The organism is Mycobacterium sp. IDUB_24 (assembly GCF_055419385.1).
This window is the reverse complement of the sequence record NZ_JBVAXO010000001.1, coordinates 487,376-511,035: the sequence shown is the minus strand read 5'-3', so window position 1 is coordinate 511,035 and position 23,660 is coordinate 487,376. Positions and strand designations below refer to the sequence as shown.

Annotated in this window: 19 protein-coding genes and 1 pseudogene; 5 read left to right on the top strand and 15 right to left on the bottom strand. The window is 66.4% G+C overall.

The genetic code is table 11. From position 1 onward, the window contains the following. Positions 1-17: 17 nt before the first annotated feature. From rpoZ to mihF, 3 genes are all read right to left on the bottom strand, one after another. Complete coding sequence (rpoZ, locus tag ACZYZF_RS02500) at positions 18-338, bottom strand: DNA-directed RNA polymerase subunit omega (protein WP_463745762.1); 321 nt, start codon at positions 336-338, stop codon at positions 18-20. A gap of 94 nt (positions 339-432) precedes the next feature. Continuing rightward, the gene (gmk, locus tag ACZYZF_RS02495; RefSeq protein WP_463834433.1) at positions 433-1,026 is read right to left on the bottom strand and encodes a guanylate kinase; all 594 of its coding nucleotides are present in this window, start codon (positions 1,024-1,026) and stop codon (positions 433-435) included. 11 nt (positions 1,027-1,037) lie between these two features. Next, complete coding sequence (mihF, locus tag ACZYZF_RS02490; protein WP_003880790.1) at positions 1,038-1,352, bottom strand: integration host factor, actinobacterial type; 315 nt, start codon at positions 1,350-1,352, stop codon at positions 1,038-1,040. Positions 1,353-1,850: 498 nt separating this feature from the next. Between mihF and ACZYZF_RS02485 the strand changes: the two genes are divergently transcribed. Next, positions 1,851-2,375: a hypothetical protein gene (locus ACZYZF_RS02485; protein WP_463834432.1), complete on the top strand. Its 525-nt coding sequence runs from the start codon at positions 1,851-1,853 to the stop codon at positions 2,373-2,375. Between the two features lie 193 nt (positions 2,376-2,568). Here the strand turns inward: ACZYZF_RS02485 and pyrF are convergent, their stop codons facing one another. The 10 genes and pseudogenes from pyrF to ACZYZF_RS02435 all read right to left on the bottom strand — a co-directional run bounded on the left by pyrF (position 2,569) and on the right by ACZYZF_RS02435 (position 15,384). Continuing rightward, positions 2,569-3,396 carry an orotidine-5'-phosphate decarboxylase gene (gene pyrF / locus ACZYZF_RS02480; protein ID WP_463834431.1) on the bottom strand — a complete coding sequence of 276 codons (828 nt, stop codon included), beginning with the start codon at positions 3,394-3,396 and terminating at the stop codon, positions 2,569-2,571. A gap of 2 nt (positions 3,397-3,398) precedes the next feature. After that, complete coding sequence (gene carB / locus ACZYZF_RS02475; protein WP_463834430.1) at positions 3,399-6,752, bottom strand: carbamoyl-phosphate synthase large subunit; 3,354 nt, start codon at positions 6,750-6,752, stop codon at positions 3,399-3,401. After that, on the bottom strand, positions 6,752-7,918 hold the full coding sequence (gene carA / locus ACZYZF_RS02470) for a glutamine-hydrolyzing carbamoyl-phosphate synthase small subunit (protein ID WP_463745757.1): 1,167 nt from the start codon (positions 7,916-7,918) through the stop codon (positions 6,752-6,754). The genes carB and carA overlap by 1 nt, the downstream gene beginning before the upstream one ends. Continuing rightward, the gene (locus tag ACZYZF_RS02465) at positions 7,915-8,415 is read right to left on the bottom strand and encodes a PH-like domain-containing protein (RefSeq protein ID WP_463745756.1); all 501 of its coding nucleotides are present in this window, start codon (positions 8,413-8,415) and stop codon (positions 7,915-7,917) included. The genes carA and ACZYZF_RS02465 overlap by 4 nt, the downstream gene beginning before the upstream one ends. 116 nt (positions 8,416-8,531) lie before the next feature. Continuing rightward, positions 8,532-9,818, bottom strand: a pseudogene (locus ACZYZF_RS02460) (dihydroorotase); the annotation flags it as partial. Further along, positions 9,815-10,771 carry an aspartate carbamoyltransferase catalytic subunit gene (locus ACZYZF_RS02455; RefSeq protein WP_463745754.1) on the bottom strand — a complete coding sequence of 319 codons (957 nt, stop codon included), beginning with the start codon at positions 10,769-10,771 and terminating at the stop codon, positions 9,815-9,817. The pseudogene ACZYZF_RS02460 and the gene ACZYZF_RS02455, both read right to left, overlap by 4 nt. Next, on the bottom strand, positions 10,768-11,325 hold the full coding sequence (gene pyrR / locus ACZYZF_RS02450; RefSeq protein WP_463745753.1) for a bifunctional pyr operon transcriptional regulator/uracil phosphoribosyltransferase PyrR: 558 nt from the start codon (positions 11,323-11,325) through the stop codon (positions 10,768-10,770). The genes ACZYZF_RS02455 and pyrR overlap by 4 nt, the downstream gene beginning before the upstream one ends. A 100-nt stretch (positions 11,326-11,425) precedes the next feature. Continuing rightward, complete coding sequence (locus ACZYZF_RS02445; protein WP_463745986.1) at positions 11,426-12,709, bottom strand: MFS transporter; 1,284 nt, start codon at positions 12,707-12,709, stop codon at positions 11,426-11,428. Between the two features lie 117 nt (positions 12,710-12,826). Next, positions 12,827-14,239 carry an aldehyde dehydrogenase family protein gene (locus tag ACZYZF_RS02440; RefSeq protein ID WP_463834429.1) on the bottom strand — a complete coding sequence of 471 codons (1,413 nt, stop codon included), beginning with the start codon at positions 14,237-14,239 and terminating at the stop codon, positions 12,827-12,829. A gap of 17 nt (positions 14,240-14,256) precedes the next feature. Next, positions 14,257-15,384, bottom strand: a complete 1,128-nt coding sequence (locus ACZYZF_RS02435) for an NDMA-dependent alcohol dehydrogenase (protein WP_463745751.1) — start codon at positions 15,382-15,384, stop codon at positions 14,257-14,259. A gap of 158 nt (positions 15,385-15,542) precedes the next feature. Between ACZYZF_RS02435 and ACZYZF_RS02430 the strand changes: the two genes are divergently transcribed. Together ACZYZF_RS02430 and ACZYZF_RS02425 are read left to right on the top strand one after the other, a co-directional pair. Next, positions 15,543-16,745: a serine hydrolase domain-containing protein gene (locus ACZYZF_RS02430; protein ID WP_463834427.1), complete on the top strand. Its 1,203-nt coding sequence runs from the start codon at positions 15,543-15,545 to the stop codon at positions 16,743-16,745. Between the two features lie 48 nt (positions 16,746-16,793). After that, positions 16,794-18,008 carry an FAD-dependent monooxygenase gene (locus tag ACZYZF_RS02425; RefSeq protein ID WP_463834425.1) on the top strand — a complete coding sequence of 405 codons (1,215 nt, stop codon included), beginning with the start codon at positions 16,794-16,796 and terminating at the stop codon, positions 18,006-18,008. 7 nt (positions 18,009-18,015) lie between these two features. On the opposite strand, the gene ACZYZF_RS02420 is transcribed toward ACZYZF_RS02425, so the two are convergent. Both ACZYZF_RS02420 and ACZYZF_RS02415 read right to left on the bottom strand, forming a co-directional pair. Further along, positions 18,016-18,219, bottom strand: a complete 204-nt coding sequence (locus ACZYZF_RS02420) for a hypothetical protein (protein ID WP_463745748.1) — start codon at positions 18,217-18,219, stop codon at positions 18,016-18,018. Between the two features lie 55 nt (positions 18,220-18,274). Next, complete coding sequence (locus ACZYZF_RS02415) at positions 18,275-20,881, bottom strand: LuxR C-terminal-related transcriptional regulator (protein WP_463834423.1); 2,607 nt, start codon at positions 20,879-20,881, stop codon at positions 18,275-18,277. A gap of 195 nt (positions 20,882-21,076) precedes the next feature. Between ACZYZF_RS02415 and ACZYZF_RS02410 the strand changes: the two genes are divergently transcribed. Further along, positions 21,077-23,347 (top strand): hypothetical protein, encoded by a 2,271-nt coding sequence (locus ACZYZF_RS02410; RefSeq protein WP_463834422.1) that lies wholly within the window; start codon positions 21,077-21,079, stop codon positions 23,345-23,347. After that, positions 23,344-23,643 (top strand): hypothetical protein, encoded by a 300-nt coding sequence (locus ACZYZF_RS02405; RefSeq protein WP_463834421.1) that lies wholly within the window; start codon positions 23,344-23,346, stop codon positions 23,641-23,643. Before ACZYZF_RS02410 ends, ACZYZF_RS02405 begins: the two co-directional genes overlap by 4 nt. Positions 23,644-23,660: the final 17 nt, after the last annotated feature.

The following is a 23,660-nucleotide window of genomic DNA, read 5'->3' as shown; positions in this document are numbered from 1 at the left end:
GCCCAGTCCTGGCCTGACTACTCGGCGCCCTCGGTGTGCTCGAGCAGGTCCTCGTGGATCTCCCGCATCGCGATCGACAGCGGCTTCTCCTGCAGACCGGGCTCGACCAGGGGGCCGACGTACTCAAGAATGCCGTCGCCCAACTGGTTGTAGTAATCGTTGATCTGACGCGCGCGCTTGGCGGCGTAGATCACCAGCGCGTACTTGCTCGACGCGCGGTCCAACAACTCGTCGATGGGCGGGTTGGTGATGCCCAGCGGAGTGTCGTAGGCGCTGGCGGCGGACGAATCGATGTCGTCCGCAGCGGCCAGCTGCGCATCGGCGTGCGGGGTGCTCACTAAAAAGTCTCCTGGCGGTTATGGCGAAAATGCGTTTTGAGAACAGCCTGCTGGTGGCTCGCGGATCCGATCGCGTCGGTCCCGCCACGATGAGTCAGCGACTGTCCACCAGCAAGGATACCAATTCAGCACATGCAGTATCCAACTGGCGGTTCACCACGACCTGGTCAAAATCAGATTTGGCGGCCATTTCGGCCCGCGCCGTCTCCAAGCGCCTGGCCATGACCTCGGGCGTCTCGGTCCCACGGCCGGACAGCCGGCTGACCAGCTCGTCCCAACTCGGCGGTGCCAGGAACACCGATACCACCTCGGGCATGGCCTTCTTGACGGCCTGCGCTCCGGCCAGATCGACCTCGATCAGCACCGGGCGCCCGGCCCGGGTGGCGTCCCGAACCGGCAGGGCCGGCGTCCCCGAGCGGTGCAATCCGCCGTGGATGTCGGCCCATTCGAGCAGCTCACCGTCATCGATCAGCTGCTGGAACCGCTCTTTGGACACGAATGTGTAGTCGACTCCGTCGACCTCCCCCGGCCGCGGTGCCCTGGTCGTGACCGAGACGGAGAAATACAGGTCGGGAAGCCGCTCCCGCAGACAGCGGACCACGGTGGACTTCCCGACGGCGGAGGGGCCGGACAACACGACGACCGGAGCCGTCGCTGTGCGTTGCCCAGCCCCCCTACCAGCGCTCAATGCGGGAGCCTCTACTGGTCGAACTTCTCCAGAAGGGCCTTGCGCTGACGATCACCGAGGCCGCGCAGACGGCGGGTCGGGGCGATCTCCAGCTCGGTCATGATCTCCTGTGCCTTGACCTTGCCGACCTTGGGCAGGGCCTCGAGCAGCGCGGAAACCTTCATCTTGCCCAAGACCTCATCGGTCTCGGCATCGGTGAGCACCTGCTTGAGGTTGGTGCCGCCACGCTTGAGCCGATCCTTGAGCTCGGCTCGCGCTCGACGTGCGGCAGCAGCCTTCTCCAACGCTGCCGCGCGCTGTTCGTCGGTCAACTGGGGAAGGGCCACGGTTTCCTCCGTCTCCTGGCGATTTCTCTTCGGCCATCTCTTGTTTTTTACGGCTGGAGTGCAAACCAGCCAGCGACGACGAACCTACCCACGCTGGCTGACTAAAGCGAACGCCACCCCCTGGTTACGACGCCAAAAGCCCAGCGTGTAGTGCGCGCAGACGACACCCGACTTCCCCGCGAAATCGTCTCCTGGCATCGCCTCCGGCGCCGCACAGGGTCGGATATTCCTGCAAGTCAAAGGGTTTCGAGCGACCGATAGCTAATTAGCCAGGCGTCCAGCAGTGGTTCCGGCACCCCCGCACCCGGTTACCGCCGGGTATTCGAGAAAATTTTCGCTGGTCACGGCGTGTCGGGCGTGTCGGAGCCCCTGACACGCACGTCAAGGCGATGCGTTTCATGACGCCTAAGCCGCGCCTAGTTGCCACATAGCGATTACACAGCTTGGCTAAATAGCCTCCCCAGGTCGGGTATCCATGACCCCGAAGGGAAGCTGGACATGAACATCAAGCGTCTGACCTGCATTTCTGCCGTCGCCATAGCTCTGGGAACCGCCACCTTGGCAGCGGGAGCCGGCGCGGCAGCCGCGCAACCCGGGCCGCCATGCGGATTCGGCAACTGCCAGGGCCCCGGCGGGCCGGGTGGACCGGGCGGCCCCGATCATCCGGGTGGACCGGGTGGACCGGGCGACCGTGGCGGACCAGGTTGGCAGGGTGACCACGGCGGACCTGGTGGGCCCGGCGACCGCGGTCCGGGAGGACCAGGTGACCGGGGCCCCGGAGGACCGGGTGACCGCGGCCCTGGCGGCCCTGGCGGACCGGGATGGCCGGGTGACCATGGCGGACCTGACGACCGCGGCGGACACTGGGGCCCGCCACCCCCCGATCTGTCCTGGCGCGGGATGGACCAGGGCAGGTTCGACCATCAGCCGTTCAACTACAACGGCAGGTGGGTGACACCGCTGTTCAATCCGGACTTCAACGGATGGGGCTTCTGGTTCTTCGGAATCTGGATCCCGCTGTGACCCGCTGCGCCGCAATGATTCTGACGGTCGTCTGACCAATCCGATTGCCGCTCAGTGGCTTTTCGAGTCATCGCTTTCCACGCCCGGCTCGCGACAGCGCGACGACCGCGGCCCAGGCGTGGAAAACGGCGCTGGGACACGACGGAAGCGTCGGCTGGGCCCGCACCATGGGCCTGCCGACGCTTCACCGCGCTCAGGCGAGATAGGCGACCTCGTCGCGCAGCCGTTCGGCCGCCGCGCGCAGATCGGCCACCGCCGGGCCCTTACGCAGCACTTCACGTGACACTGCGGGCAGCACCAATCGGGCACCGCCGAACCCACGCAGTGCGTCGGCACGCCCGCCCTGGGCTCCGACACCGGGAACCAACACCGGCCCGCCCAGCGCAGTGAGATCGGGCAGTTCGGTCACCGTCGCCCCCACCACGACACCGACCGATCCAGTGGAGGGGGTGGCAGCCCGATTCACAGCGGCTCGATTAATACGGGCCACGTCATCGACGATGGACTGTGCCACGGTGCGTGACCCGGCCATCGCGCGCTGCACGCTCGGCCCCTCCGGGTTGGAGGTCGCAGCCAGCACGAACACCCCACGGCCATGGGCCGCGGCAGTGTCCAGCAGCGGCTGCAATGACCCGAAGCCCAGATACGGCGATGCGGTGACCGCATCTGCCGCCAGCGGCGAATCTCCGGCCCACGCCGCGGCATAGGCCGCCATGGTCGAGCCGATATCGCCGCGCTTGGCATCGGCCAACACCAGTACCCCGGCCTCGCGCAGAGCCGCCATCGTGCGTTCGAGCACCGCGAAACCCGCTGAGCCGTAAGCCTCGAAGAACGCCACCTGCGGCTTGACAATCGCGAATCCGGCGAACGCTGTCACACAGATGTCGCTGAACGCAGCCAGGCCCTCGGCGTCGGTGGACAGACCCCACGCCCGCAGCAGTTCGGGATGCGGGTCGATGCCGGGGCACAGAGGCCCCCGCTCCGACACCGCGTCGGCCAGCCGTTGCCCGAAAGCGTCCATCGTCAGCGCGATTCCAGCGTGCTGTGCAGTTCCTGCAGTGACATCACGCCGATGTCGCCGCGGATAGCCGCTTCTATACCCTGTACCGCGGCCGAGGCGCCCTGCACCGTCGTCACGCACGGGATGCTCATCGCCACTGCGGCCGAACGGATCTCGTAACCGTCGACGCGCGGACCCGAGTTTCCGTACGGCGTGTTGATCACCATGTCGACCTCACCGGCCTTGATGGCATCCACCGAGGAGGGTAGATCGCCGGTTCCACTGGGTTTCTCCGAATGCTTGCGCACCTCGTCGCAGGGAATACCGTTGCGGCGCAACATCTCCGCGGTGCCTTCAGTAGCCAGCACCCGGAATCCGAGATCAGCCAGCCGCTTGACCGGGAACACGAGGGAACGCTTGTCGCGGTTGGCCACCGACACAAAGACCGTGCCCGAGGTCGGCAGCGACCCATAGGCCGCGGTCTGGCTCTTGGCGAACGCGGTACCGAAGTCGTGGTCGATACCCATGACCTCACCGGTCGACTTCATCTCGGGTCCCAGCAGCGAGTCGACCTGGGCGCCGTCGGCCCGGCGGAACCGGTGGAACGGCAGCACGGCTTCCTTGACCGCCACCGGCGCGTTGCGGGCAATGTTGGCCCCGTCGCCGGTCTTGTTCAGAACACCCTCCGCACGCAACTCGGCGATGGTGGCACCCAGCATCACCCGGGCACAGGCTTTTGCGAGTGGCACTGCCGTAGCTTTTGAGACGAACGGCACCGTGCGGCTGGCGCGCGGGTTGGCCTCCAACACATACAGCACGTCGTCCTTGAGCGCGTACTGGACGTTGAGCAGTCCGACCACGCCGATGCCGTGGGCGATGGCCTCGGTCGCGCGGCGTACGGCTTCGATGTCGCTGCGGCCCAACGTCACCGGGGGCAGCGCGCACGCCGAGTCGCCGGAGTGGATACCGGCTTCCTCGATGTGTTCCATGATGCCGCCGATGTACACCTCGTTGCCGTCGCACAGGGCGTCGACGTCGATCTCGATCGCATCCTCGAGGAACCGGTCCACCAGCACCGGGTGCTCCGGGGACAATTGGGTGGCACGGGCGATGTAGCCCTCCAGAGTCGCTTCGTCGTAGACGATCTCCATGCCGCGTCCGCCCAGGACGTAGGAGGGCCGGACCAGCACGGGATAGCCGATGTCGGAGGCGATCCGCCGGGCCTGCTCGAAGCTGGTGGCGGTACCGAACCGCGGTGCGGGCAGGCCGGCGTTGACCAGGACCTCGCCGAAAAGCCCACGGTCCTCGGCCAGGTCGATGGCGTCGGGCCCGGTGCCCACGATCGGAACCCCGGCTTCTTCGAGGCGCTTGGCCAGGCCCAGCGGCGTCTGGCCGCCGAGCTGAACGATCACACCGACGACGCCGGGACCGGCTCCGTCCTCGCCCTTGCCCGACGTGTCCTCGGCGTAGTAGACCTCCAGCACGTCCTCGAAGGTCAGCGGCTCGAAGTACAACCGGTCGGCGGTGTCGTAGTCGGTAGACACCGTCTCGGGGTTGCAGTTGACCATCACTGTTTCGAAGCCGACCGCACTCAACGTGGTCGCGGCATGCACACAGCTGTAGTCGAACTCGATGCCCTGGCCGATCCGGTTCGGACCGGAGCCCAGGATCAGTACCTTGGGCTTCTCGGTCTGCGGGGCCACTTCGGTCTCGGCAGCGGGGTCGAGCTCGTAGCTGCTGTAGTGGTAGGGCGTCTTGGCGTCGAACTCGGCGGCGCAGGTGTCGACTGTCTTGTACACCGGGTGGATACCGAGCCGACGACGCAGTGCACGTACACCCTTCTCTCCGGCCAGTTCCGGTCGCAGCGCGGCGATCTGGCGATCCGAGAGCCCACTGTGCTTGGCCCGCCGGAGCAACTCAGCGTCCAGCACCGGCGCTTCCAGCAGTTCGACGCGCAGCGCGACCAGACTGGCGATCTGCTCGATGAACCACGGGTCGACGCCGGACGCTTCGGCCACCTGTTCGACGCCGGCACCCAGCCGAAGCGCATGTTCGATGTCGTAGAGCCGACCGTCGACCGCGGTACGCAGCCCGGCCAGCAACTGCTCGACCGTGAGATCGGGGTCCGGGCCGGTCCAGAACCCGGCCCGGCTGGTTTCGAGGGACCGCATCACCTTGCCGAGTGCCTCGATGAAGTTGCGGCCCAAGGACATCGCCTCACCGACGGACTTCATCGTGGTGGTCAGCGTGGCGTCGGCGCCGGGGAACTTCTCGAAGGCGAAGCGCGGCGCTTTGACCACCACGTAGTCCAGCGTGGGCTCGAAACAGGCGGGGGTCTCTTTGGTGATGTCGTTGATGATCTCGTCGAGGGTGTAGCCGATGGCCAGCTTGGCCGCGATCTTGGCGATCGGGAAGCCTGTCGCTTTCGACGCCAATGCCGAGGACCGCGATACCCGCGGGTTCATCTCGATGACGATGAGGCGGCCGTCGCGCGGGTTGATCGCGAACTGGATGTTGCAGCCACCCGTGTCCACACCCACCTCACGCAAGATCGCGATCCCCAGGTCACGCATCTTCTGGTATTCGCGATCGGTCAGCGTCATCGCCGGCGCCACGGTCACCGAGTCGCCGGTGTGCACACCCATCGGATCGAAGTTCTCGATCGAACAGACCACAACCACGTTGTCGCGGTGATCGCGCATCAGCTCGAGCTCGAATTCCTTCCAGCCGTAGATCGATTCCTCGATGAGCACGTTCGCGGTCGGCGAGGCGGCCAGGCCCTCACCGGCCATCCGATCGACGTCCTCGGCCGAGTACGCCATGCCCGAGCCCAGGCCGCCCATGGTGAAGGACGGACGCACCACTACGGGCAGGCCCAGTTCGCCGACCGTCTCACGGACCTCGTCCATCGTGAAGCAGACACGCGACTTCGCGGACTCGCCACCGACCTTCGCAACGATGTCCTTGAACTTCTGCCGGTCCTCACCGCGCTGGATGGCATCGAAATCGGCGCCGATCATCTCGACCCCGTAGCGCTCCAGGATTCCCCGGTCGTGGAGGCCGACCGCGGTGTTCAGCGCGGTCTGCCCGCCGAGCGTGGCCAGCACGGCGTCGATCTTGTTGCCTCGCTCGGCCTGCTGCGCCAGCACCTTCTCGACGAACTCCGGCGTGATCGGCTCCACGTAGGTGTGGTCGGCGTACTCCGGGTCGGTCATGATCGTCGCCGGGTTCGAGTTGATCAGGCTGACCTGGATGCCCTCGGAACGCAGCACCCGGCAGGCCTGGGTGCCCGAATAGTCGAACTCGCAGGCCTGGCCGATGACGATCGGGCCGGACCCGATCACCAGAACGTGGTTGAGGTCAGAGCGGCGTGGCATTACTTCTCTCCTGCCATCAGGTCGACGAACTGGTCAAACAGGTACTCGGCGTCGTGCGGGCCGGCCGCGGCCTCCGGGTGGTACTGGACCGAGAACGCCCGGCCGTCGGCCAGCCGGATGCCTTCCACCACACCGTCGTTGGCGCAGGTGTGGCTGACCTCGGCCGAGCCGAAGGGAGTGTCGAACTTCTCCCCCGCTTCTCCTTCGAGGGCGAAACCGTGGTTCTGGGCGGTGATCGCCACCCGACCGGTGATGTGGTCGATCACCGGAATGTTGATGCCCCGGTGGCCGAACACCATCTTGTAGGTGGACCGACCCAGTGCCCGGCCCAGAATCTGGTTGCCGAAGCAGATGCCGAACAGCGGGATGCCCGCGCCGAGCACCTCCCGGGTCACCGCGACAATGTGGTCGGCGGTGGCCGGGTCGCCGGGTCCATTGGACAGGAACACGCCGTCGGGTTTGAGATCGGCGATCTGATCGAAGGTCACCGATGATGGCAGCACGTGGCTGCGGATCCCACGCCGCGCGAAGTTGCGCGGAGTGTTGGTCTTGATACCCAGGTCGATCGCTGCGACGGTAAACCGTTGGGTGCCTTCGGCTTCCACAATGTAGGAGCTATCAGTACTGACCTGTCCGGCCAGATCGGCACCCAGCATCGACGGCTGGTCGAGAACCCGGGCCACCAGTTCGTCCAAGGACGCGGCACCTGAGCCCGATGTCGCCGCTAGCGCGGCTCCGCCGAACACCCCGGCCTTCATCGACCCGCGGGTGCGCAGGTGGCGCACCACCGCCCGGGTGTCGATCCCCGCGATGCCCACGATGCCCTGGCGGATCAACTCTTCGTCGAGCGTCCCGCTGGCGCGCCAGTTCGACGCCCGCGGCGAGGGGTCACGCACGGCATAACCGGCGACCCAGATCTTGTCGTCGCGGCTCTCGCCGTCCTCGCTGTTCCACCCGGTGTTGCCGATCTGCGGCGCGGTGGCGACCACGATCTGGCCGTGGTAGCTGGGATCGGTGAGCGTTTCCTGATAGCCCGACATGCCGGTGGAGAACACCGCTTCCCCGAGGGTCTGCCCGACCGCACCGAATGTCGTACCCGTGAAGATGCGCCCGTCCTCAAGTACCAGGACCGCCTTGCCGTTGCTCGTTTTCGCCTTGTTCGTCATGCCTCTTCCTCCAGCCAGCGGTCGTACTCTGCGCGATTGTCGGCGCGGAACCCGGTGTCGATCTCGGTGCCCGAGGGCAGCCGCCACCTGATGGCCAGGATTCCGTCGTAAGTTAGTGCCTTGCCTGCGATTCCACGCTCGGTCCTGATCGCAGTGACCGACTCGGCGGGAATCCAGATCGGCCCGGCCCCGCTGCGCTGCATCATGATTCCCTCGGGGTAGCGGGTCAGCACGGCCTTGGCCCGGAAGCCCAGACTGGCTGCGGCCACCTTGTCGTTCCAGTGCGGTACCACCGTGCTGCCGACATACATGCCTTTGACGGGCGGGATGATGGCCGCGCCGACGGAGTCGGGCAGCGACGGCAGGGTGCCGATCAATTCGGCCTGCCGCTGTGCCCGGTGCAGCCATCCGCGCATCATCTGGCGGATCAGGAACGCGATCAGGACGGCCAGCACGGCGGCCAGGACCAGCGACGCGATCAGCGTGGGGGTGTTCACTCTGACGATCCCCGGGTCGCTGCGCTCCTGCCCGCCGGTACCGATCCCCCGGTCGCTGCGCTCCTGCCCGCCGGTGCCGATCCCCCGGTCGCTGCGCTCCTGCCCGCCGGAAGACACTTCCCGTGCAGCGCGGTGACCTTGCCCCGCAGCAGTGTGGCGGTCACGGTCGCCGGCAGCGTCATCGATTCGAAGGGCGTGTTGTCCGAGCGGCTGGCCAGCTCATCGCCTTCGACTGTCCAGGTCGCGTCGGGATCGATCACCGTGAGGTTGGCCGGCTCGCCCACTTCCAACGGCCGGCCCTGATCGGGCAGCCCGACGATGGCCGCGGGGGCCTCGCTCATCACCTTGGCGACCCCGCGCCAGGTCAGCAGGCCGGGGCGCACCATGGTCTCGGCCACCACCGACAGCGCGGTCTGCAGGCCGAGCATGCCCGGGCGGGCGACCGAGAATTCGCAGCACTTCTCGTGCTCGGCGTGCGGCGCATGGTCGGTGGCCACGCAGTCGATGACTCCGTCGGCCAGCGCCTGACGCAGTGCGACGGCGTCGCTGGATTCCCGCAACGGCGGGTTGACCCGGTTGCGCCCGTCGTAACTCGCCAACCGGCCGTCATCGAGCAACAGATGGTGCGGGGTGACCTCGGCGGTGATCGAAATACCTTGCGCTTTGGCCCATTTCAGCAGCTCAACGGTTCCCGCGGTGGACGCGTGGCAGATGTGCACCCGGGCCCCGGCATCGCGGGCCAGGATCGCGTCGCGGGCCACGATCGACTCTTCGGCAGAACGCGGCCAACCCGCCAAGCCGAGCTTCGCGGCGTTGGGCCCCTCGTGCGCAACGGCGCCGACGGTCAGGCGCGGCTCTTCGGCGTGCTGTGCGATGAGCACCCCGAGGCCGGTGGCGTATTCCAGCGCCCGCCGCATCACCAGCGGGTCATCCACGCACAGACCGTCGTCGGAGAACATCCGCACCTGGCCGACACCGTCTGCCATCAGGCCCATCTCGGTGAGCTGCTTGCCTTCCAGGCCGACCGTGACCGCGCCCACCGGGTGCACGTCGACCAGGCCGACCTGCTGGCCGCGGTTCCACACGTGGTCGGTGATCACCGCGGAGTCGGCCACGGGGTCGGTGTTGGCCATCGCGAACACCGCGGTGTAACCGCCCAGAGCCGCTGCCGCCGAACCGGTTTCGATGTCCTCGGCGTACTCGCGACCCGGTTCACGCAGATGGGTGTGCAGGTCGACAAAGCCCGGCAGCAGCACCTGGCCGGAAGCCTCGATCACCTCGGCGTCCTTGGGAGCTGTGAGAGCCGAACCGATCTCGGCGATCTGTCCGTCGGCGATCAGCACGTCGAGCGGCTCGCCCTCGCCGTAGAGCCGGACCCCGCGAATGAGTACCTGGTTCGTCATACGCTGATCGCCTCCCGATCCGCGCCCACCAGCAGATGGAACAGCACCGCCATCCGCACGTGAACACCGTTTGAAACCTGTTGCAGAACAGCCGATTGCGAGGAATCGGCAACCGGGAACGCAATCTCCATGCCGCGCAGCATCGGGCCCGGATGCAGTACCACGGCGTTGCCGGGCAGCATCGCCTGACGCTTCTCGGACAGCCCGTAGCGCACCGAGTACTCACGCGCGGACGGGAAGAACGCACCGTTCATGCGCTCGGCCTGGACCCGCAGCATCAATACCGCGTCAGCGGCGGGCAACTCGGCATCCAGATCGTGCGACACCGTGACCGGCCACCCGGACACCCCGACCGGCAGCAGTGTCGGCGGCGCCACCAGCACCACCTCTGCGCCCAGTGTGCTCAGCAGCGACACATTCGATCGCGCCACCCGGCTGTGCAGGACGTCCCCGACGATCACCACCCGTCGGCCCTCGACAGAGCCCAGCCGTTGACGGATGGTCAACGCGTCGAGCAGGGCCTGGGTCGGATGCTCATGGGTGCCGTCACCGGCGTTGATCACGCTGGGCCCGCCGCCGCTCTCCTCGGTGGTCCACTCGGCGAGCTGTTGCGCCGCACCCGAATGCGGATGGCGGATGATCAGTGCGTCGGCTCCGGCAGCGCGCAAGGTCAGCGCGGTGTCGCGCAGCGACTCCCCTTTGGCCACCGAAGATCCCGACGAGCTGACGTTGATCACGTCGGCGCTCATCCACTTGCCGGCGACCTCGAACGACACCCGGGTCCGGGTGGAGTTCTCGTAAAACATCGTGATGATGGTGCGGCCGCGCAACGTGGGCAGCTTCTTGACCTCACGGCCCAGCAGTGCCTCGCGGAAACGGTCGGCGTCATCGAGGATCGCCGTCGCGTCGTCACGGGTGAGGTCCTGCGCCGAAAGAAGATGACGTGTCGTCATTTTGCAATCACCACCCCATCACGGTCATCGTCCTCGGACAGCAGCACATGGACGCTCTCGGTCCGCGAGGTCGGCACATTCTTGCCGACGTAATCGGCGCGGACCGGAAGCTCACGGTGCCCGCGGTCGACCAGCACCGCCAGTTGCACCACCCGCGGACGGCCGATGTCACGCAGTGCGTCGAGCGCTGAGCGCACCGAGCGCCCGGAGTACAGGACGTCGTCGACGAGGATCACGACCGCGTCGTCGATGCCACCGGGCGGGATCGATGTTGCGGCCAGTGGTCGCGGAGGCTTGAAGTTGAGGTCGTCGCGATAGAGCGTGATGTCGAGCGCACCGACCGGCAACGCCACATCGGCGAATTCGTTGATCTTGTCGGCCAGCCGCCTGGCGAGTGTCACACCGCGCGTGGGGATGCCGAGAAGGACGACCCGCTCACGTTCGGCGGGATCGTCAAGAGCGGTCTTTTCGATGATCTGATGGGCGATCCGGGAAATGGTGCGGCCGACGTCCGCCGCAGACAACAATTCCCGGTCGGCACTTGAAGAGCCCATGAGGTGACCCTGACCTCCTTCTCCGCCTCTCGGGACGGATCGTTAAAGGACGTCGAACTGCCGCGTAGCTTAGCAGGCCGCAAACGCGAGCCCGCCACGATCACCTCGCAGAGTCGCTGATGACGGCGTCCAATTCGGTTCCCTTTGTCTCGGGCAACAGCACGGTCGAGACGATGCTGACGACGACGAATGCCGCCATCATCGCCCCAACAGCCCAGCTACCCAGCGTGGCCACCAGAACTCCGGCGACCAACGGCGGAATGGCCCCGCCCACGATGCCGGCCAGATTGAACGCGAGACCCGCGCCGGTGTAGCGGTAGCGGGTGGCGAAGATCTCAGGCAGGAATGAGGCGATCGGCCCGTAGGACAGCCCGAAGATGCAGAAGATTCCGGCGATCGCGACCGCGAAGCCCACCGCGGAACCCGAGTCGATCAGTGGCATCACCACGAACGCCCACGGCAGGGCAAGGACGAAGCCGGCCAGGATGACGCGTCGCCGGCCGTACCGGTCACACAACACCGCCGATATCGCCGAGAAGATCATCAGTGCGACGCCGGCGAGCACACCGATACCGAGGATCAGGCTGCGCGGGTGCCCGATGCGGGTGCTGGCGTAGCTCATCAGGTAGGTGCCGCCCAGAAAGCTCATCGTGAAGATGCCCACCATGCACCCAGCCGCCAGCGCCACCTGCCTGGTCTGGGCGCGGAACAGTTCGGCGAGCGGGGCCTTGGGCACGCCACCGGTTACCTGCTCCCGGGCGAAGACCGGGGTCTCGTCGATGCTCAACCGCACATACAGCGCCACAATCAGCAGTACGGCGCTGAACAGGAACGGCAACCGCCAGGCCCAGTCCAGGAACATCGCGCTCTTCTCGCCGATGGTCACACTGACCGTGAAGACCACCAGGTTGCTCACCGCAAGCCCGGCACCCGCACCGAGTTGGGTGAACATTCCGTACATGCCGCGTTTCCCGGCCGGTGCGTACTCGGCACTCAGCAGTGCCGAACCGGCCCACTCCCCGCCGACGGCGAAGCCCTGCAACAGCCGCAGCGCCAGCAGGATGATCGGTGCGGCCACTCCGATCGTCGCCGCACTGGGCACCAACCCGACACAGACGGTCGACAGACCCATGATCAACAGCGTCGCGATCAGAGTCTTCTTGCGGCCCAGTCGATCTCCGAAATGGCCGAACACCGCGGCACCGATGGGGCGGGACAGGAACGCGACCGCGAACGTGCCGAGTGAGGAGATGGTCGCCATGGTCGGCCCCATGTTCGGGAAGAACACGTGGGGAAAGATCAGCGCGGCGGCGGTGCCGTAGATGTAGAAGTCGTAGAACTCGATGGCGGTGCCGACGAAACTCGCGAACGCCACTCGCCTCATGGGATTGCGCTCGCTGCCGGGCGCCGAACTCGGTTCGTCCTCGACCTGATCCTGCTGGGTCATCTGTCTCTTCTCACGCCGGGATATTCGCCAGAGAAGTATTCACTTCCGCGCCGCTCACCGCTGTATCGACTTGATCTCCAGGAACTCCTCGAGGCCGTACACACCTGCCTCACGCCCGTTGCCCGACTGCTTGTATCCGCCGAACGGTGCATTCACGTTGAAGGCACCTGCGTTGATCTGCACCTGGCCGGCACGGATCCGGCGGGCGATCTTCTCGGCCCGATCCTTCGACCCGGACCAGACGGCGCCGGCCAGGCCGTAATCCGTGGCGTTGGCGATGCGTATCGCATCGTCCTCGGAGTCGTAGGCCTCGATCACCAGAACCGGACCGAAGACCTCCTCCTTGTGGATCGTCATGTCTTCGGTGACATCGGAGAACACCGTCGGCCGCACGAAGGCACCCGGCCCGCCGGTTTCGGTCTCACCACCGGTGACCAGGCGCGCCCCTTCCGTCACCGCCGCGCGGATATGGCCGAGCACCCGTTCCTGCTGCGCCCGAGACGACAGCGGACCCAGCGCGGTGCCTTCGTCGGCCGGATCGCCCACCGGCAGCGCATCGGCAGTCGCCTTCGCGAGTGCCTCCACCTCGGACAGCTTGTCGCGCGGGACGATCATCCGGGTCAGCGCCGAGCAGGTCTGTCCCGAGTTGAGCATCATCGTCTTGACCGATGCGGGTACGACCGATTCCAGGTCGGCATCGTCGAGAATGACATTGGGGCTCTTGCCTCCCAGCTCCAGCGAGACACGCTTGATGGTGCGGGAGGCGACTTCCTGCACCCGCCGGCCGGCCCGCGTGGAGCCGGTGAAGCTGACGATGTCTACGTCGTCATGCCCGGCGATCGCCTCACCGACATCCGTTCCGGTACCGAACACCATGTTGAAAACACCTGGGGGAAGCCCGATCTCGTCGATGATCTCGGCGAGCTTGATCGCGCACAGCGGGGTGATCTCGCTGGGTTTGACGACGACGGTGTTGCCGGCGGCCAGACCGTAGGCGACCTTCAGAGCGATCTGGTGCAGCGGGTAGTTCCAGGGTGTGATGGCACCCAGTACCCCGAACGGCTCGCGCACGATCGTCGATCCCCGGTACTCGCTTTCGAACTCGTACTCGCGCACGATGTTGGCGGCCTCGGCGAAACTGTTGAGCGGCAGCCCCAACTGGATCGCCCGGGAAATCGAGATGGGACAACCCATCTCGGAGGAGACGGTACGGGCCAGGCCCTCGGCGCGCTCGGCCAGCTTTCCGGCGATCGCGGCGAGGTAGTCGGCACGTTCACCGACCGAGGTCGCCGACCACGCCCCGAAGGCGGCGCGCGCGGCCGCGACGGCGGCATCGACATCGGCCGCGGTGCCGGCCACGACCTCGGCGATCACCTCGTCGTTCGCCGGGTTGATCACGGGTATGCGGGCCGTGCCACTCGAAACCGCCCACTTGCCGTCGATGTAGTTGCTGTCGTGGATCTGCATGGTGTCCCTTTTCCGGTTCAGTAGTCGGCGTCGGAGTAGACGATCAGACCGCGAAGGTTCTTGCCGTCGAACATGTCTCGGTAACCCTGGTTGATGTCCTCCAGGCGGTAGCGAGTCGTCACGAGCTCATCGAGCTTGAGATTCCCGGAGCGGTAGAGATCGAGCAGCTTGGGTATCTGGGTGCGGGGCCCGACGCCTCCGAACACGGCACCCTGCACCCGCTTCTGCAGCAGCGTCAGCTCGAACAGGTTGAGGTCGACGGTCGACTGGGTGAAATCGCCCATGCCGGTGACGATCACCTGTCCGCCCTTTCCGGTCAGGCTCAGCGCCTGCTGGATGTGTTCGCCTTTGATCTCACCGACCGTGATGATCGAGACCTGGGCCATCTTTCCCCAGGTGAGATCGGGTAGTTCAGCTGCGGCCGCCTCGACGGACGCGAAGGTATGGGTGGCGCCGAACTCGAGCGCCTTCTTCCGTTTGAAGTCGACGGGGTCGATCGCGACGACAAAACGGGCACCCGCGAACCGCGCACCCTGCACGGCGTTGATCCCGACCCCGCCGATCCCCATCACGACGACGGTGTCCCCCGGCCGGGTGTCACCGATCTCGGTCGCCGAGCCCCAACCGGTGGAGACACCGCAGCCGAGCAGCGCGGCCACCTCCAGCGGCACGTCATTCTCGATCTTGACCACCGACGCCTCGCTCACCGTGACGTAGGGCGCGAAGGTGCCGAGCAGGCACATCTGGATGACGGGCTGACCGTCGCGGGTGACCCGATAGGTCTTGTCGGAGACGGACAGCCCGGTCAGCAGGCCGGCGCCCTCGTCGCAGAGGTTCTGAAGCCCGGTGGCACACGACGGACACGTGCCGCAGGCCGGGACGAAGGCGAGCACGACGTGATCGCCTTCAGCGAGCCCGGTGACTCCGGGGCCGACCTTGGTGATCACGCCGGCCCCCTCGTGGCCGCCGAGGACCGGCATGAAGGGCACCGGGCTGCTGCCTGCGACGACATGTGCGTCGGAGTGGCACAGGCCCGATGCCGCCAACTGCACCTGAACCTCGCCGGCAACAGGATCGCCGAGCTCGACCTCACAGATCGTCCACGGCGCGTCGATCTCCTCGACGACAGCTGCCTTTACCTTCACGGGAATCTCTTTTCTCGTGGTGCCGGACACACTATTGGATCAACTGAGATGTAGATCACTACTCGAACCGTAGAGGCAAGGCGCCAACTCCCCTGGCCCGGGTCGAGGTATTCGGGCTAGGGCCGATGGCAATGCCGCCGCTGGATAGGCTGCTCCGGATGAACCTCGACGGCAATCAGACGTCCATCCGTGAGGCGATCGATGCCGGGCTGTTGGCCGGCGCGGTCACGCTGGTGTGGCAGGCGGGCAAAGTGCTTCAGGTGAATGCCCTGGGTTACCGCGACGTCGATGCCCAGTTGCCGATGCAACGGGAGACCATCTTCCGGATCGCGTCCATGACAAAGCCTGTCACGGTGGCGGCGGCGCTGGCGCTGGCCGAGGAAGGCAAGCTCGCGCTGAACGAGCCGGTCACGCGATGGCTGCCCGAGCTGGCCGACATGCGGGTGCTGCGCGACGCGCGCGGCCCGCTGGACCGCACCGAGCCGGCGCGGCGGCCCATCACCTTCGACGACCTGATGACCCACCGCAGCGGGCTGGCCTATGTGTTCTCGGTCCTCGGGCCGCTTGCCTCGGCCTACGGCAAGCTGTCGCTGCGCCAGGATCAGGACCGCTGGCTGGCTGAGGTGGCCGCATTGCCGCTGGCGCATCAGCCCGGCGAGCGCCTCACCTACAGCCACTCCACCGATGTACTGGGGATCGCGCTGTCCCGCATCGAGGGCAAGCCGCTGGCCCAGGTGCTCGATGAGCGGATCTTCCAGCCGCTGGGCATGGCCGACACCGGGTTCTCGGTCGACGCGGCAGGCCGGCGGCGCACCGCGACGATGTACCAACTGACCGCCGACAACAAGCTCACCCACGATGTGATGGGCCCGGCACCGATCACCGATCCCCCGTTCTGTACCGGTGGAGCAGGATTGTTCTCCACGGCCGACGACTATCTGAAGTTCGCCCGAATGTTGTTGGGCGGCGGCATGCTCGACGGCGTGCGGGTACTTTCCGGGGAATCGGTGCGGTTGATGCGTACCGACCGGCTGACACCCGAGCAGAAGCAATTCCAGTTCCTCGGCGCTCCCTTCTGGGTGGGCCGGGGCTTCGGCCTGAACCTGTCGGTGGTGACGGATCCGGCGAAATCGCGACAGTTGTTCGGTCCGGGCGGGCTGGGCACCTTCAGTTGGCCCGGCGCCTACGGCACCTGGTGGCAGGCCGACCCCTCAGCGGACCTGGTTCTCATCTATCTGATCCAGAACCATCCGAACCTGGGCGTGGACGCCGCGGCCATCAGTGGCAACACGTCGCTGGCGAAACTGCAGACCGCGCAACCCAAATTCGTTCGACGGACGTATCAGGCGCTCGAGCTCTGACCATCTGATCGACTCGTAGTCACGGCCGCTGCGCATACGCTGTGGCGCATGACGCAGCCCACCGTTCTTGTCAGCGGCGCCGGGGTCGCCGGACCCGCACTGGCCCATTGGTTGAGCGACTACGGCTACCGGGTGGTCGTGGTGGAATCCGCGCCCGGGATCCGGCCGGGCGGGCAGACTGTCGACTTGCGTGGCGCCGGTCGCGACGTGGTGACCCGAATGGGCCTGATGGACGAAATGCAGCGCCGATTGATCGATCAGAAGGGAATCGCGTGGGTCCGGGCCAACGGCACCCGTCGCGCCGAGATGCCGGTGACGGCGTTTCACGGCAACGGCGTGGTGTCGAAACTGGAGTTCCTGCGCGGTGATCTGGTGGACGCGCTGTACGAATACACAAGGGCACGCACCGAATTCCGGTTCGACACCCGCATCACCGCGCTGCGCCAGATCGGCGGTCGAGTCGAGGCCACGTTGAGCGACGGCGCCATGGTGACCGCGGATCTGGTGGTCGGGGCCGACGGGCCGCACTCCGCGGTCCGGCGGCTGGCGTTCGGACCCGAGGAGCAATTCGTCAAACTGCTCGGCGGCTACAACGCCTGGTTCACCGCTCCTGACACGGCCGGCCTGGACGGCTGGTACCTGATGTATCAGGCGCCCGGACTCAACGCGTCGATGCGCCCGGCACATGACCCGGCACTCTGCAAGGCCGGTTTGGCGTTCCGGTCCGGGCCCCTGTCGTTCGACCGCCGCGATCCCGACGAGCAACGGACTTTGCTGGCAAGACATTTCGCCGGCGCCGGGTGGCATTGCGAAACGCTGCTGGCCGCAGCGGCCGACGCCGGCGACTTCTACTTCGACGCCTTCCTACAGGTGCGGATGCCGACCATCTCGACCGGCCGCGTGACGCTCGTAGGTGATGCCGGCTACTGTGCCTCACCGTTGTCCGGGATGGGTACCAGCCTGGCCCTGGTCGGCGCTTACGTCCTGGCCGGCGAACTCGGTCCGGCCGAGTCCCTTGATACCGACAAAATCCCGGATGCGCTGACGCGGTACGAGGCAGTGATGCGGCCCTACATCGACCGGTGCCAGGCCCTGTCGCAAGGCATTGACGGCTACCTCCCCAAGTCGTCCAGCGATGTCGCGGTGACCGCTCAGGTGATGAACTGGATGCAGCGCCGGCCGTTCCGTGGGTTCGCCGAGCGCAAATGGTTCACCACCGCCGACGCGGTCGACCTGCCGCACTACCCGTTGCCGTCGCGCTGAGGCGCCGCTAGGCGTCCGCCCGGTCCGCCGACGCCGCGGCCAATTTGGCCTCGGCGATCCGGTAGAAGCCGTCGAGCGCGGGCTCTTCGATGCTGAGGTACTCGCACACGACGTCGCGTGCGACCCCGGCGTCGCGCAGCCGCAAGGCCAGCGAGTACGGCAACGGAAGCTGCCGCAGCGCCCGTTCGTGTTGCTCGCCCTCGTCGGCCATGCGATCCAGCATGGGACTACTCAGCGGAGCCGGAGCGAGTAACCCCCTACCCGAATCATCGGTGCCGTCGGGGTAGCAGGCCGATCAGCTCGTCCCGGGTGGACACACCGGTTTTCGCCATGGCGCGGTAAATGTGTCCCTCGACGGTGCGCACCGAGAGTTGTAACCGGTCCGCGATGGCCCGGCTGGACAACCCCGTGCCGATCAGCATGGCGATCTCACGTTCGCGGTGGGTCAAGGGCAGATGCGCCGCCGCAGCGAGCAACGCCGGCGTGGCCGCACCGCCGCAGGCCTCGGCCAGCGCCGTGGCCCGCGCCGCCGCAGCCATCGCCGAGCCGCGCATGTCCTTGCGCCGAAACGCCACCGCGGCCAGACCCGCCGCGTCGGCGGCGGCCACCAGGTCGCCTAAAACCTCGAATTCGATTGAGGCCTTTGCCAACCCATCGCCGTCATCGCGGGCAAGGGCCCGGCACAGCGCGGCCGCGGCGCCTACCCGTGGCCCCTCGACCAGCCTGGCCAAGTCATCGAGCCGGTGCCTGCGGGCATGGTCTCCGAACTGCGCCGCGATCTGCAGGCACCACACCTCCGCCGCCAATTGCCCGTTGGCCCTGGCGGTGTCGGCGGCAGCGAGCGCGATCTGGACACCCTCCGACACCGCACCCTGGGTTGCAGCGACCCATGCCCGCACCAGGGAGTGTTCGTAGGCGAGGTAGTGCCAGCTCGCGTGACGGCAATCATCGAGTTCGGCCAGCGCGGCGTCGTCGGCCAGACCCGCGATGGCCAATGCCGTGACCCTGGGCAGGTGAAACCGGTAGCCGAACCCGTTCGACTCCCCCGCGGCCCGCATCATCTCGACCGCCGGGTCCAGCAATCCGGATGCCACAGCGAGGTCACCGGCTGCGAAGGCGGCACGGCCTGTCAGCGCGACACCGAATACCTGTGCCGCACCCGGCCGCCCGGCGGCTCGACGGCTCATCTGCTCGGCCTCCTCGCGCGCCTCACGGATGCGCCCGGCCAGCAGCAGCGCGCCGATGTGGGCGTCGGCAATGACGAACCGCGTATGTGCGGCATCGAAGGAGTTGTCCGTGATGCGGTAACCGACATGCGCGGCGGCCACTGCGTCGTCTGTGCGCCCCGCGTCGCCGCACGACGCGGCCACCGCCCACGCGGTCACCGCGCCGACGATGGCAGGCAGCGCGTCCAGATCCAGGTCGCGGGATGCGGCCTTCGCGCGCTCAGGATCGCCGTGCGCGGCCCAGTGCACCGTGTAGAACGCGTCGATCGCACCCCGCGCGTCCGCCGGGATGCCCGCCGCCGCATCGTCGACGTGCCGCTTGGCGCCCGCGGGATCGGCAAGCGACCACAGCATGTTGGAGGCACGTAGGAACGCCAGCCGGGCGCGACCGTCGTCGGTGAGGCCGGTGGAGTCGATCGCATCGAGCACCGCATCCGATTCCTCGCCGCGGCTGAGCCACGACAGGGCATGGGCGCGAATGAAATTCGCCTCGGTGTCGGCTCCGGCGGTGATGGCCCCCTGGGCCAGCCGGTCGGCCAGTGCCAGATCGGACAGCCAGACCGCGCCTTGCGCCGCGCGGGTCAGCAGCTCGGGATCGACCGGTAGATCGGAATCGAGCATCAGTGTGGCGCGCCGTACCAGCACCGGCATCGCGTCGCGATCTCTCCGATCTCCGAGTGCGGTGGCCACCAGCCCGCGCAGCCGGCGCAATCGAGCGCCCGCCAGCCGGTTGCGGCGCACCTCGGCGTACAGCGGGTGAGCGACGCGGACCTCGTGGTCGGCGGTATCGATCGTGATCAGTCCACGCGTCTCGGCCGCGGCCACCGAATCGGCATCGGTGATCGCGGTCAGCTGATCCAGCTGGACCGGCTCAGCCACGGCGAGCACATCGACGACCTCGCCCACCGCCGGTGGTAGCGCACCGATCCGGGTCTCGATCAGTTCGACCAAACCGGGCGGCATCACCGGATCTCCTGTCCACCGCCAGACACCGTCGCGGCAGGCGAGCCGCCCCTGAGTGACCTCCTGCTCGACGATGTTGCGCAGATAGAGCACGTTGCCCCGGGTAAGCCGCCACAACCGATGCGCCGCTTCGGCATCGAGTGAGCCACCGAGCGCCGCAGCCAGCAGCCGGGTCGACTCGTCCCGGGACAGTGGTTGCAGATCCAGTCGCTCGAACCGGCCGCCGTCACATGCCGCCATCACCTCCGCCGGTAGCGGTGCACCGGAGCGCACCGTCAGCAGGAGCTTGGCGGCGCGGCGCTGCACGATCTGCTGCAAGACGAAACCCGACAACCCGTCGAGCAGGTGCGCATCATCGACGCCCACCAGCACCGGTCGGCCATTCGACGCGGAGGTCAGTCCGTCGATCACCCGGCCCACCAATTCCGCACTGTCGGCGTCCGAGGTTCCCACCCACCGGGCGAACGTTCCCAAGGGCAGGGTACGGGCAGCCGATGTGCCTACCGCCCAGCGCGTTTCGTCCCCCTTGGCGTGCGCCGCCGAAAGCGCTTCACGGGCGATACGGCTCTTGCCGACCCCCGCACTTCCATAGATCACGACCCCGGACAGCTCGGCGGAGGCCAGCGCGGCGCCGATCAGCCGGGTCTCCTCCAACCGCCCTGTCAGCGGCCAGGCGAGTCGCACGCATCGAGATTAAGCCGAGGTCCGGTCGTTAGCGGCGTTAACGACGAACTTCGAGTCAATACGTTTGAGCGTCGGCACGGGGTCTGCCGGGAAATTGAAGTAGTGCAGTACGCGCGTCACCTCTGGGCCTGCGGTGGAACGGTGATGATCTGTCGATCCATGAGGGATCCGGCGCGAGTCGAGAGGGCCGAAGAGATGACTTACATCGAAATTCCCGAGAGCCGCAGCCGGGACAAAATCGACATTGCCGGCGGCGAGACAACAGAAAGTCTTGACGAGCTCGACGCTCCGGTAATTCCTATTCCGCCGTGGCTCATCCCCGCCGCAAGCGGGCTCTACACCTGGCGGCTCGTGGATGTCCTGAATCTTCCTCCTACCGATGCAGGGGTGGACGGACAGGCGAGGGGTAACGGACAAGAATCATCGCTGCCTCCGATTCTCTTGCGGCGCGAGGAATTACGTCTCGACATCGATCGGCAGTACCCGCAGATGACAGCGAGTGGGACATCGTTCGCCGTGACAGAGCGCTATCACTGGGTAGCGTCGCTGGCGAAGATCGGAGTCAACCATTGGTCCGGTCCGATTTGGTTCAAGGACGGCGATGTTGCGGCCTTCGGATACACCAATGTCGATGTCAGGGCTGTGAAGAGTCCCTTTGTCAATCAGCGGTCGGCGAAGGTCACGTTCAGTGGCGGCGGGCAGAGAATCTTTACTCGGATCTACCGGTGGACATCGTCAGCGTTTCACCCAGTCGAGTTCGAGTTCGACCACACGCCTGATGCCAACCCGGTGTATGCCATTGACACCCATGCGCATCCGAACCGGCCGGTGTCGTTGCCGTCGGAGAATTTGTCGATCGAGGATGTGTTCGCCCGCGCGGGCTTCAGTGTGACGAAGTCAAGCGGCGACAGTGTCGTTCCCGTCGGTGGAGCCGGCGCCAACGGAATGTGGAGCGACGCGGAGATGCACGATGCCATGCAGACCTACTGGTCGCGTTTCAAGAATGCCCCGCAATGGTCGATGTGGACCTTCTGGGCGGCACTGCATGATCAGGGAACTTCGCTGGGCGGGATCATGTTCGACGATATCGGCCCCAACCACCGCCAAGGTACGGCAATCTTCACCGAAGCATTCATCAAAGACCCACCCACCGGCGATGCGGCTCCCGACGCCTGGGTGGCGCGTATGCGGTTCTGGACTGCGGTGCACGAGATGGGTCATGCTTTCAATCTGGCCCATTCGTGGCAGAAGGCTCTCGGCACGCCCTGGATCCCGCTTTCCAACGAGCCCGAGGCCCGTTCGTTCATGAACTACCCCTACAACGTCCAGGGCGGACAGGGGGCGTTCTTTGCCGACTTCCCATTCCGGTTCAGCGATCCTGAGTTGCTGTTCATGCGCCACGCGCCGGCTCGCTTCGTACAGATGGGTAATGCCGACTGGTTCGACCACCACGGGCTTGAGCAAGCCGAGCTCGATGCACCGTCGACGTATCGCGTGGAGGTGAGGGTCAATCGGGACAGGCCAGTGTTCGAGTTCCTTGAGCCCGTCATATTGGAAGTCAAACTCACGAATACCGACAGCCAGCCAAAGCTTCTGCCCTCAACTGCCATCGACCCGCAGGACGTGCTCGTAATCCTCAAACAGAAGGGCAAGCCGGCGCGCCAATGGATGCCGTACTCACGGCAGTGCCTCAAGCTCGACATGACTGTCCTGCAACCGGGTGAATCGATGTACCAAGCGCTGCCGGTTTTCGCCGGGCTCAACGGATGGGACGTTTCGGATCCCGGGGTCTATCAGATTCAGGTTGCGGTCGACGTCGGCGGACGGGTGGTTACCAGCGCCCCGCTCCAGCTGAGAATCGCGCCGCCCCGAACCTGGGACGAGGAAGACGTTGCGCAGGAGTTCTTCTCCGAGGATGTGGGCCGCACGCTGGCGTTCACCGGTACGGCAGTCTTGACGTCGGCCAACGAAGTGCTGCGTGACACCGTCGAACGGTTGCCCCAGAGCCGGGCAGCCATCCATGCCGCGGCGGCTCTGGCGGCCCCGCTCGCAAAGGATTACAAATTGCTGGTGATCCCGGAGGCGCCGATCTCGACGAACCGCGTGGCTGAGGCAGGCGGCATCGTCGAGCAACGACCGGCGCGTGTCGATGATGTGGTGAAGCTGATCGGGGATAGTGTGCCGACACTTGAAGCTGCAGAAACCTTTGGCCACATAACCTTCCGCCGCAACGTGGAGGCGATCAACCAGGCTCTGGCATCCAGTGGCGCAGTCCAGCCCGCCGCGGCGATGCAGAAGTCATTGGGCGACATCCTGGGACAACGCGGCGTTCTGCCTTCCGTGGTCGAGGCAGTCGACGACAAAGCCAAAGCGCTCGCTGCCGTGGCTTCGAGGGGGGCCGGGAAGAATCGACGGGCCAACGGCAGCAATGGGGATCGGCAAGCACAGAAGCGGCGGGACTCGTGAAGCTGCACATCGAACTGCAGGAGGGGTGGGGCGGCGATCTCGTCGAGGTCACCGTCGGCGGCAAGCGAGCCTACGACGGCCGCCCCACGACCCGAATGCAGACGGGCTATGCCGCCGGCGTTGAAGTTGATCTACCGGACGCCGAGGAATCGGTGCCTGTCGAGGTCCGTCTTCCTGATCGCGGCATCGTCGCCCGCCACGAGGTGAGCACCCGACATGAAACGTGGGTCGGCCTGAGCCTGGAGGGCGAGGTCGTGCGGGTACGCGAACAGCCAAATCAGTTCGGCTACGTCTGAATCGACTTGGGCGGTGA